We start from the raw sequence: 12533 nt of genomic DNA, 5'->3' as shown, positions 1-12533 counted from the left end.
CGGTATACTAATCAAAAAAAGAGTAGGTGATCCAATATGAAGTATGATGTTATCGGAGATATTCATGGCTGTTTAGAGGAGTTTCAATCATTAACAAAACAACTTGGCTATAAATGGGATAGCGGGTTACCTGTTCATCCACAAAAACGGCAACTTGCTTTCGTCGGTGATATTACAGACCGTGGTCCTCATTCTCTTCGCATGATTGAAATTGTGTGGGACCTTGTCCTACATAAAAAAGAAGCATATTATGCCCCCGGTAATCATTGTAATAAATTATATCGTTACTTCCTTGGGCGCAAAGTGCAAGTGGCGCATGGCCTAGAAACAACCGTTGCAGAATACGAAGCATTAAGTACAAGTGAGCAAAAAATCATACAGAAAAAGTTTATTGATCTTTACGAACAGTCGCCTCTCTATCACGTGCTGGATAACGGAAAACTCGTTGTTTGTCACGCTGGTATTCGCCAAGATTATATCGGGAGAAGTGATAAAAAAGTCCAAACTTTCGTCTTGTACGGTGATATTACAGGTGAAAAGCACCCTGACGGTTCTCCTGTCCGCCGTGACTGGGCGAAACATTATACTGGAGATGCTTGGATTGTATACGGACATACACCTGTACCAGAACCTCGATTCGTCAATCATACTGTGAATATCGATACTGGATCAGTATTTGGCGGAAAATTAACAGGACTTCGTTATCCGGAAATGGAAACGGTGTCCGTTCCTTCTTCAATGCCGTTTGTACCGGAGAAATTTCGTTCTATTGACTAAAAAAAGCTGATGGAATCATTATTAAATAGACTAAACTAAGAAGAGGATATTATGTTCAATATATGAGCATATATCCTCTTTTCTTATACATATTAGATTAGTTATACAGATATTGAAAATATAGTTCAGTATGTATGCAATGTTCAGAAAAGTATGTATACTTTAGGCGGAGGACGTAGCCCATAGCGGGAGGCGTAGTGAGGTCTTTAGACCGAGCGTTAATATTTCTTAGGGGTGAAGTGCTATGAGGGTACAAGAGGTTGTCTTAGAGAATAACAGCAAAAGATACATATTACTGGATCAAGAAGGATTCCCTGTTATGCCAGTTATGAAATATATAAAGTATTTAGATAAGACAGGGAAAAAACCTAATACTCAAAAAGCATATTGTTATTCCTTAAAACATTTTTATACCTACTTAGAAGAAACAAACAAAGATTATAAGTTTATTAGATTAGAAGATTTAGTTGACCTTGTGGAGTGGTTAAGAAGCCCCTATCAGAGTTCAAATGTCACCCCTCTTCAACAAAAGAAAGCAATGCGAACGGAAAAGACAATTAACCATACAATTACCGTTATTGCAAACTTCTATGACTACCTCTACCGAAATGAAGAAGTACAAAATGACATGACGGAAAAGTTAATGAAGCAAGTATTTACAGGAGGACACTCACGTTACAAAAGTTTCTTACATCATGTTAATAAGGACAAGCCATCAAACAGAAACATACTGAAATTAAAAGAACCACGCAAAAGAGTAGAAACACTCACAAAAGAACAAGTACAACAAGTATTACAAGCAACCACTAATATACGAGATAAGTTCTTAATTCAATTGTTATTTGAAACGGGATTGCGTATTGGAGAAGCTCTCTCTCTTTTCATGGAGGATTTTGTTTATGACCATCAAAAAGGGCATCAGATTCGTTTAGTAGAACGAGGGGAATTAGAAAACGGTGCGATGTTAAAAACAGGGGAACGTGAAATTTATGTATCACAATCCTTAATGGATTTATATGATGATTACTTGTATGAAGTGCTTGATGAATTAGACTTGGATTCAAACTTTGTTTTTGTAAAACTGAGAGGAAAAGATGTGGGAAAACCAATGGAATATTGGAACGTTGAGTCTCTATTTAAGCGATTAAAAAAGAAAACAGGGATAAACCTACATCCTCACCTATTTCGTCATACACACGCTACAATTTTCTACCAGAAAACAAAGGATATTAAGCAAGTACAAGAACGATTAGGACATTCTCAAATTCAAACAACAATGAATCTGTACCTACATCCTTCAGATGAAGATATTCGAGAAGAGTGGAATAAAGCACAATCCGAATTTAACCTAAAGAAAAAAAACTGAAAGGAATTACTGTATGAAGCAAATCAAGGATGTTCAGGTAGAAGAAATAGGCTTTCATGAAGGCTTACAAAGAGAACTTTCAACATATCCTGAAAAAACAGTACATGAAAATGGTTCTGTTTTAATTGAACAAGTAAATAATCCCTATTTCTTAGTTAATGACAAATGGAATGTCAACGTTGTAGGTGAAATCAAGCAGTTCGAAGAAGTGGTAGCACACTATAATTCTACCGCTAAAAATATTTACTTTCGACTTAATAATCCTTCACTCAACTTAGAAGTGAAATATGTTTATTATCAGCAATTGTTTAATGATTTATGGACAATCAAGAGTATATATAACGCTCAAAGTCCATTAAAAAGAATAACGGATTTCATAAATGAAAAATATCCAAATCTCTCTTCCTTGTTAGATTTGGATATTGAAAAAGCTGAACGAGAGTATTTGTTTTGGTTGAATGAGAAAAAAATAAAAACTTATTACACACAAACAAAAAAAATAAGAAACGTGACTACTAAAACATCAATAGCACTTTTTTTGAGGACTGTTTATACTGCACTATTCCAATTCACCGATAAACGTGAAGAATGGAAAAAAGACAAATGGGATGTTCGTGCTTTACATAAGAGATATGATATTGATTACAACAAAAGCCAATCTGCTTATTTCCTTGACTTTTCAAAGATTGACGAAAAGGTTCGTGAACAAGTTAAAAAATATTTTAAGCAACGATTGATCAGCAACAACAGGTTTTCTACGGGGACAGCACAGAGTTATCTAAAATATATACCGGGTTTTTTTAATTTTATATTTTCATTGGAAACAACATGGAAAGACTTAAAGCTTCTAAAAAGAGCACATATTGAGAAGTACATCGAACATTTACATGAATACTCTAAAAATAATTTAAAAAAACGTAACGCTCACCCCGCACATTATATTATAAAATCGCTGTCTCATTTACAAAAATTTCTTGAAGATATTCAACGGTATGAGTACGATATGGCTCCCAAAGCTAATGTGCGATTATTAATTTTTCCTGAAGATAAACCAAAGCTAAGAAAAAAGTCAATTGAACAAATTGACTATATTCCCGACTATGTATTAGAGCAACTCTTTACTCATATTGATGACTTGCATAAAGATGTAATCCCTGTTGTTTGGATTGCGTTTAAAACAGGACATAGAATATCAGATGTATTAGGTTTAACCTCTGATTGTTTAGTAAAACTCAATGGACAATACTCTATTGAAACGGATGTTAAAAAAACATATGTACAAGGGCATCGAATCCCAATTGATGATGAATTAGCAGATATTCTTGCGATTCTTATCGAGAAATCAAAAGAACTTAGCAATCAAGACAACAATCCCGAAGGGTATATCTTTGTTCGTTATCGTGGTCAACGGAAAGGAAAACCTTTTACTCAAGAATTTATAAGAGAAGAATTAAATATATTAGCAAAGCAAAAAAACATCACTGACGAAAATGGGAAGTTGTTTCATTTTAAAGCACACCAGTTTCGACATACTTATGGAGTAAAAATGTTGAACGGTGGTGCGGATATTCTGACGGTACAAGAGTTATTAGCACACGCATCCCCCGAAATGACATTAAGGTATGCCAAACTACTTGATAATACGAAAAGAAAAGCCTTTGAATCAGTCATAAAGCAAGGTGTTTTTAGTTTTGACTTAAACGGTGAAGTACAAGAAATTAAATCAGGAGAAGATATTCCAACAGACATATTGGATGCCTTATGGCAAGATCACAAGCTAAATGCAATGGACAACCCTTATGGAACGTGTCACGCTCGTCTGAACGGGAATTGCCATCATATGGAAGCGCCACCTTGCCTAACTTGTGGTGACAATCAAACGCCATGTAAAGACTTAGCAGTAGGTTTTTCGGAATTAGATAAGGAAAAATATGAACTTCACATTAAAACAACCATAAAAGCTATTGAAATAGCAAAACAAAGGGGTCGAGATGATATAGCCGAGAAAAACGAAAAGAATTTACAACGTTATCAAAACATTTTCAATACCCTACAAGAAGGAAATGTTATCTTTGGTAGGCAAGAGCGGATGAAAAGAAAGTTAGGTGTTAAAAATGGCTGAATATGACCGTTCTGCACATTTGAAAGCGATTCATGCCAAACGAAAAGCAAATACCCTTCAGCGAGTAGATGAAGCTATTAAAAGGCTTTTAAAAGCGAATGAAAAAATTAATTTTAACAGTGTATCCAATGAAGCTGATGTATCAAAAGCAACGCTTTATAACAACAAGGGCTTTCGTTCAAGAATTGAAACATTACGAAATCAACAGTCACAAGTGCCTACACCGAAACAAGTAAAGCGAAAAATGAATGAAAGTAACAAGGATGCCCTGATCGCTTCCCTAAAAAGGAAAAATAAGAAATTGGAAGATGAAAACAAGCAATTAAGAGAGCAACTGAAGGTAGCTTACGCAGACGTATATAAGAAGTTATAGTCAATAGGAGAACGTTGTTCTCCTATTGACATTCCGTTTATAATATTTAGAGGTGTTATTTTGTATTATAAATATGCAAGCTCTTATTTAATCTGTCTAATTTAGTATAGCCTATCCTATTCAAAAAGATGTACTGTTCAAATCCGAACGGTACATCTTTTCTATGCATATAATTCTTTGAAAATTTGTCCTATCCAAATATTTTTCGGATTTTTACCAGGAACATATTTAGGAGTAATATTCAATTGATTCATCATCAAGAGCATTCTTTTTCTCGATATTTTATTATAATTAAATTTATAATCAATGGATTCTTTAAAAAATAATGAATAAAGTTGTGTTTTTTGTTTCCTCGTAAAGTAATTATTACGATGAATATGGTATTTCAATTTAGCATTAAATTCCGCCTTGGCCTCAAAACTATTTATTCTTTTGTAATTATAAGAAAAACCATATATTAAATCTTTGTCTTTAATAAAGTCTTTAGTTATAGTAACCCATAATAAATTTCTTAAAGAATAATATAATTTGTAAAAATCACTATCATTTCTGTTACTAAAGTGAAATTTATTAAAAATATCTTCTATGTGTACTTTATATTTTTTTATTTTATTTTCTGCAACAGAGATAGTTAATAATTTCGGATTCATTTGGTTTGAAAATTCATATCCTAGATAACTAAATTCAAAAGTATTTCCTGCACCAATTAAACACTTCTCTAATTTTTTATCTCTATTTAAAGTTAAATTCAATGGCTTCAATAGGTGTTCGATACGGTCAACAATATTTTCTACTTGATTTAAATGATCTCCATTAAATATAAGTAATATATCATCTACATATCTAGAGTAAAACAAAAGTTCATCAAATGCTATTTTTAGATTATAATCAAAATCTTCTAAATATACTTCTGCTAATAATGATGAAAAACTTACTCCTTGCGGTAGGCCTTTTACTTTTTTGGAAAAAACAACTTGTTTAATTTTTTCCATTGCAACTTCATTTAAAATATTCGAACGAACAATTCTTTTATACAACTTATGGGTATTTATACTTTCAAAGAAGTTTTTGATATCAATTTTTATTACTGTATAACAGTATTTTTCTGGTAATTTGAAATTAAAGGTAATTTGATTAATTAAACTATCAATAATATAGTTTCTATTTTTATTAACTTTCTGGTATCTACTTTTTATCAATTTGTGAACATCATTGTCTATTTTTTTTTGATGGATTGATCCTATATAAAAAGTTCTAGATCCTACTGTGACTTTTTTATACTGAGATATTTTCAATTTCCCACCTCATTTTTATTTACAGTGGAGGACCATAATTAAGACATATGAGCCTTAATTATGATCTACAAAGCTAACTAGTCCTATAGAAGCAACTAGGAACTTTATAATGGTGACGATTATAATTTACCATCACCTCAATGTGTGTGTTACTCATCAAATCATGTATCAGTAAACCCTATGTAAGCTGTGTTACTTTATCGATATTAATTTTTAAAGTGTAACCAAATGATTACTTTTTTCTCCACCTTAGGTATAATGATACTACATGTTACATAAAAAGGGTGAAAATAGTGAGTAAAAATCGATATATTTATAAAGAAGTTTTACCAGTTGAATTACCTTTAAATTTCTCTAATAGTTTTTTAAAACTTATTAGCTATGATGGTTTTAACAGTAAAACTTTAGATAAAAATTACACAATACCTTTGAATTTTAAAGTACCAAAAACTAATGGTTTGGAACAACGCATTTTATCTATTCCACATCCTATAGCGCAAATACAAATGATGGCTTATCTTAATACATATAAATTTAACATCATGAATTTTTGTTCACTTTCTCCGTTTAGTATCCGTTCCCCACAAAAATTAAATAACTTAAATTTTAATTACGATGATATTTTTAAAAATAAGATAAAATTTTTTAATTCGTTATTTGATGAAAAATCTTCAGATTTAAAAATAAATGAAACAGACCTTAAAATTGAGTTTACGAGTTTTTTTTCTTATAGGAAATTCAACAATATTTTACAGTTCAAAAATTCTATTTCATACCATAGAGCAAAAATTAGGTTCGATAACTATATGAATTTAGATATTAGGAACTTTTTTTCAAGTATCTATACGCATTCACTTGAATGGGCTATTACCGATAATATTAAGAAAACTAAACAAGAACTACATGATGATCATGATTTTTTCAGAAAAATAACCGATAAAATATGTCAAACCATTAACTATAATGAAACAAACGGTATAATTGTTGGACCTGAGTTCTCTAGGATTATTTCAGAAATCTTACTAACACGAACAGATCTTCAAATAGCAAAGAAATTAAATGAAGAAGGTTTAAAATATAATAAAGATTATGTGATTTATAGGTTTATCGATGACTACACTATATTTTTCAATAACCCTAGTGAACAAAATGAACAATTAATTAAAAATACAATAATAGATGTATTATCACAATATAAACTCCAATTAAATACAGAAAAATTTATTACAAAAAACGCTCTATTAGTTAATGAAGACACCTCAATAATTGAGCTAAAAAACATTTTATCTTCATTTATTATCGATTTTAATAAAAACTTTAAATTTGACCAACTAAACAATTTAGCTAGTACTTTCATGATAAACTTCGCTAAATTAATAAGTATATATCCAAATAAAAAGGTATCTATAGTTCGTTATACATTAAAAAAATTCACAGAATTAATTCCACAAAATTTAAACAGTATTAGTAGACAGCTTACATTAGATCTAGCGTTTTTCGTGTTATCATACAGCCCTGAACACTTTTCAGTACAAAATATGAATAATTTAATATTTAACTATCGAGAAGCCATTAATAAACATTTTGATACATCAAATAAATACTTAGAAGAATTCGACACTGAATATATCAATAGACTTATAAAATTTTTAAAAAGAAATAAGTTTTCTTTAGATCAAATTTATGAACTCATTACAGCTGCTAAGTATTTATCAATGAAATTACCAAATAACTTATTATGCAGTTTTATACAACAAAAAAATTCTAAAAATAATTATTTTATACTTTGCACAATAGCGAATTATATATTAGATTCAGAAAATCCATATAGACTATTTAAAAGTTATAAAATCGTTTTTGAAAAAATTTCCAAAGAAATAGACCGTATATTAACAGAACAGTCCGAAGACGATTTAAGATTTATTGACAGTAACTATTTCTATATAATGAATGATTTCACATATTATCCTTTATTCCAAAAGAATAAATTTTCAACTCAAAAAACCAAAGATTTATTAAAAAAACTAAAAAGTGAACACAAGCACTTTTTACAAATGGCAAAAGATAAACTCGCAAAAGGATTTTCTATTACTGGAAAATCTGAAATGGAGAGTTTCGTAAAACCTATTATTTCAAGAAGTTACTACCGCTGGAATATAGATTATTCATTTTATGCTAAAACTAATATCTTAAAATCTTTAAATTCTTATAAAAACAGTCCAAATATATTTAATTATAATTAACAATTGTTGTAGCTTTGAAATAAAGTTGCGATGAAAAAGATTGTTCAGAAACGCTAAAATCCTAATTTAACAAGATTATAGAAATATTTTGATCAATCTTTTTTATAAAAATATCTACCATACTAATGTAAAATGACAATAAAGTTATTTAATTTTAAAAGCTCAAACAAGCATAACCCCGTTCTAAATTTAGGACGGGGTTAAAAATATAGTTGTTTAATCTTGATGTAAGATACTTCACTACACTAAAAAATATAACAATAAAGTCGTTTGAAAATCTAAGTTTTATTCAACAATAGCGCCCGATTGTGGAATAATGAAAAATGCGATAAAGAATAAAAAATGCCCCCAAATTTTTAGTAAAGGACCTCTTTGTTAATGTAAAAGAATAAAATTTAACTATTACTTAAAAAACATAAGAAGTGTTTATTATACCTCTTTTAACCCAAATATTTATAGGTATCTATAAGTTTTCTTCCCAATGTAATCGTTTTACTTTATCTTTATGATTTGTCAATCGAATAGTTGGCAAAATAACATCATAAATTAGTTTCCCTAGTACTTCTTGGGATAATGTTTCTTTATTAATTAAGAATGTATCTACTAAATCTGACATATTACTCTCTGATAAAAAACCAGGAAATTGATCAACTAGTGACTGTATATATATTTCGTTCGTTTTATAACTTTGCTCTATTTTCCGATTCACATAATACCGGAATTGATTATAAACTTCTTCTAATTGAAATAATGCAACATTACTTAATACCTTACGCTGGTCTTCTTTTTTATCTGAGGTAGGGATAATTTCTATATAATAATTAATATTTTTACCCAAAGTAATATCTACAAAATTCATTTCCTTATATGTTTTTTCTTCTTCTTCCAATAAATATATAAATTGAAATTTTTTTATTTTCTCAGTAATTAGCGTAAATTCTTTTTTAACTTTATTTAATAAGGTTCTAATTTTCCCATGATTTTTCTTAGGATCAAAGTCAATAAAATCACTATGATATTTATTAAAAACATTCATACTGTCTTTAACACGCAAATAAACTTCTTGTGAAATAAGTATTTCCCCGTCTTCCATCAATTTATGATAATCTTTCATTTCTTTAACCCAATTTTCAGTAACTATCTTAATTTGTTCTAATATTTTATTTAGTTCCTTTATTTTCCTTGATTCTAGTTTTGAATTGTTTATTGCATTATAAAGTTCATTAAACAACTTATCTAGATCATTATTAATTTTAGGTATTTTTGATATATATTTATTCCATTCACTGTAATTATCTATTTTAACTAATAAATTATTATAATGTCTCACTTCCTCAGTGCATTCTTTTAGTTCTAGTTCTTCTAATTTTTTAAATGCATTTTTAGGATACATTTCATAATTAATTCTAATTTTAAATTGTTCTTCAATATCTGGATCAAATGGTGAATAGTACGATTCGAAACTCGTATTATGATCCCTTTTAAAACGTTGATTACAATATATGCAACTTGGTACTAAGTTATATAATGAGATTGCAAACATTGGATATTTACTTTTTGGAATAAAATGATCTAAATCAGCTTTTGCTCTTAGTCCTCCATTTGGTAAATGATTTAATGAATCTATAGTCAAAATAAAACTCGCATTACAATATGGACATACTAGTTGGTTTAATTTTTTTAAATACGTCGTACCATTCCATTCAATATCTAATCCATTAGAGTCTATTTTAATCCCAGGACCATTGAAATTTTCATAAGCTGAGAGAAATATTTGCTTCAATTTTTCATGTGAATCTTTAAAAGCAGCTAAATCAGACATTTGTATTTTTTGAAATATCATTTTGATATAATCATTTTGAATTTCTATTAATTCCTGAACCGAACCAATAACAACTTTTTCTAAGCGATCCAAGATAAATTGTAAAATATACTTACTTTTTGGGTTAGAAAATTCATTAATTGCTTTCTCTAAATTTTTTCTTAAAGGACTATATTCAATATCTGCATAATTTAGATGGTATTCTAATAACTCTTTTTTCATCTTAATATAAATCAAGTTTCATCACCTGATTCTTTAAGCATTCGTATTTCGCTTTGTAATTTTTTAATTTCATTTTGTATTTTAGAAATGGTATCTTCAGCATTATTTGGAATAAAATCTTGGTTGAGTTTACGTTTTTGGTCATATATTTCTACAAGTCGCGTCCTAATAATTGGTTCTCCTATTTGATTTATGAACTTTCGGATATCCTCCCATTCAATTTCTTGTTTTTGCTTTGGATTATAATTAATTAACTTATTTGCTATTTCATTAATTTTTTGTTTTGCGTAATCCCCCATTAAACCACCCTCAAGGAAAAAGGAGTTCATATATAAATCATGAATATTAGAACCGAATGTTAATGGTTGATCGTCTAAACTTTTTTTAGTGTAAATTTTCTTTGTAATAGGTTTTTCATCTAAAAACACAACACGATCTGTTGGTATATCTGATAGTACAAATGGTGAATGTGTCGTAAGTATTATCTGTACTTTTTTATTTTCTTCCTCTGCTTTCGCTCCAATGTTATCTACTAATAATTTTATATAATTTTTTTGCCAAGTCGGGTGTAATGATACCTCCGCTTCATCTAATAATATTAAAAGATACTTATTTTTGCTTTTTTCAATTGCCGTATTTAAACTTGTAAGTATATTCAAAATATTCGTTTCACCTGAACTAAGATTACGCCATACAAAATATAAAATTTTATTATTTGTCCCTATATTTTTATATTTATTAAATAAAGTTATTGCTAACTCAATTCCCTTATTGTCAAGAATTATTTTGGGAATTTCAATATCTTGATAACCTACAGATACAGTTCCATTTATATCTTTTTCAAAATAAGGCCTATCATCGATTGTGACACTTTCAACTGTTTTACAAAATTCATCTTCAATAAAATTCAAAAACTGATTATATCCTTCATATAAGGATTTAAAATTTTCAATTAATCTTTCTTTATTTTTTTGTTTCATAATTTCATTTGTTTTGGCTTTTTCTATAGCAAGTGTAACAAGTGTTTTAAAATTATCTAAAACCACTTTTAAATCTTCATAAATTTGAATACTATTTTCTGTATTTAATTGAGTTTTATCCAATGTTCTAATATTCTTTTGAATATCTTTGCTACTAACCATCGCTTGTATTTCCGTAAAAAAACTATCATAAATTCTTAAAAGTAGTGCTTCTCTTAATTGAATCTTTTTTGGAGAACCTTTTAATAAAAAATCATAGATTAAGTTTTCATGTTGATAATTTTTCGACCTGTCTTCGTATCTTAAATATTCGTTTGTATCATTTAAATCAAATAAAAAAGAGTTAGCTCTCTTTTCAGAATCCAAATAATCGTAATAAATATAAAGTTCTTCAGGTACCATAAAATACTGCATTAATAATTCTCTGTTTTTTTCATTATTCAAATAATTTAAAACACGATATATATCATTTTCATTTAATTGATATAAATAATTTATCCCAAATCTTTGATCTGAATTTATTTTATAAATATTTTCTATGTCTACAATTATCTGTTCAGGTTTATATTTATCTCTTAAAACAATATCTAGCTTATTTGCAATTGAATAATCAAAATATTCAAGTCCCTTCGTATTTGATTCTATGTCTAAAGATCTTAGTCTTTTTGAGTAATTCCAATAATATGTATAATTAATAAGAGCAAAATTTTGAGCCATTCGACTTTTAATTTCTAATTTTAGCAGCTCATTTTTACTAAATTTCCCCTTACTAGGAGCTTTGAATAGTTGAATTGAAAGATCTAATTCGTCAATTTTTATAAAAGGGCTTTCGTTTGTCTCAAATATGTAAGAATTCGCATTATAATTTTTACCATTAATTTTTAATATACCTTCATTAAATAAACCTTCATTATAATATAATTTATATATATCTTCTTGTTCCTTATAAATTAATATTGTTTCGTTTGCTATACCCAATCCTCTAAAAAAGCGGTCTTTTAATAATTCTAATATAGACGATTTTCCAACACCGTTTTTTCCTACAATGGCAGATAATGATATAATATTTTTACTCCAAAAATTTTCTATATAATTGTAATTTTTTTTAATTGATAACTCTTTAGTTACCTGATCATAGGCAATATGAAATTCAGAATCAAAATTAATATCTTGTTTATCTAGTCTATCTCCGCTACTTGCTAAAAAATAAATAAGCATAAAATTTTGTACCTCTCTTTAGTTCCTTTTCAGAATCTCTGTCTAAAACAAATCTGGTCTTCTTTGTGAAAAGTAATACGGACGACTTTCTATAAAATCAACCGCTTTATAACCG

General features: G+C 28.6%; 8 protein-coding genes. 5 read left to right on the top strand and 3 right to left on the bottom strand.

What is annotated here, in order from left to right:
* The first annotated feature begins 36 nt into the window (after window positions 1-36).
* The 4 genes from prpE to NKR74_RS05945 all read left to right on the top strand — a co-directional run bounded on the left by prpE (window position 37) and on the right by NKR74_RS05945 (window position 4638).
* Window positions 37-777, top strand: a complete 741-nt coding sequence (prpE, locus tag NKR74_RS05960; RefSeq protein ID WP_253628962.1) for a bis(5'-nucleosyl)-tetraphosphatase PrpE — start codon at window positions 37-39, stop codon at window positions 775-777.
* A gap of 244 nt (window positions 778-1021) precedes the next feature.
* Window positions 1022-2143: a tyrosine-type recombinase/integrase gene (locus NKR74_RS05955; RefSeq protein WP_253628961.1), complete on the top strand. Its 1122-nt coding sequence runs from the start codon at window positions 1022-1024 to the stop codon at window positions 2141-2143.
* A gap of 13 nt (window positions 2144-2156) precedes the next feature.
* On the top strand, window positions 2157-4265 hold the full coding sequence (locus NKR74_RS05950; RefSeq protein WP_253628960.1) for a tyrosine-type recombinase/integrase: 2109 nt from the start codon (window positions 2157-2159) through the stop codon (window positions 4263-4265).
* On the top strand, window positions 4258-4638 hold the full coding sequence (locus NKR74_RS05945) for a DUF6262 family protein (protein ID WP_253628959.1): 381 nt from the start codon (window positions 4258-4260) through the stop codon (window positions 4636-4638). The genes NKR74_RS05950 and NKR74_RS05945 overlap by 8 nt, the downstream gene beginning before the upstream one ends.
* A gap of 161 nt (window positions 4639-4799) precedes the next feature.
* On the opposite strand, the gene NKR74_RS05940 is transcribed toward NKR74_RS05945, so the two are convergent.
* Complete coding sequence (locus NKR74_RS05940) at window positions 4800-5933, bottom strand: RNA-directed DNA polymerase (RefSeq protein ID WP_253628958.1); 1134 nt, start codon at window positions 5931-5933, stop codon at window positions 4800-4802.
* Between the two features lie 293 nt (window positions 5934-6226).
* Between NKR74_RS05940 and NKR74_RS05935 the strand changes: the two genes are divergently transcribed.
* Complete coding sequence (locus NKR74_RS05935; protein WP_253628957.1) at window positions 6227-8176, top strand: RNA-directed DNA polymerase; 1950 nt, start codon at window positions 6227-6229, stop codon at window positions 8174-8176.
* 463 nt (window positions 8177-8639) lie between these two features.
* Here the strand turns inward: NKR74_RS05935 and NKR74_RS05930 are convergent, their stop codons facing one another.
* Complete coding sequence (locus tag NKR74_RS05930; protein WP_253628956.1) at window positions 8640-10235, bottom strand: HNH endonuclease; 1596 nt, start codon at window positions 10233-10235, stop codon at window positions 8640-8642.
* Entirely contained in the window at window positions 10232-12418 is a 2187-nt protein-coding gene (locus NKR74_RS05925; RefSeq protein WP_253628955.1) for an AAA family ATPase, read from the bottom strand. The genes NKR74_RS05930 and NKR74_RS05925 overlap by 4 nt, the downstream gene beginning before the upstream one ends.
* Between the last annotated feature and the right edge of the window lie 115 nt (window positions 12419-12533).

Origin of the sequence: Bacillus sp. 3103sda1 (assembly GCF_024159135.1) — a bacterium.
Taxonomy (GTDB): Bacteria; Bacillota; Bacilli; order Bacillales; family Bacillaceae_G; genus Bacillus_A; species Bacillus_A rhizoplanae.
The sequence above is the reverse complement of the archived record's forward strand: the minus strand, read 5'-3'. Positions and strand labels throughout refer to the sequence as shown.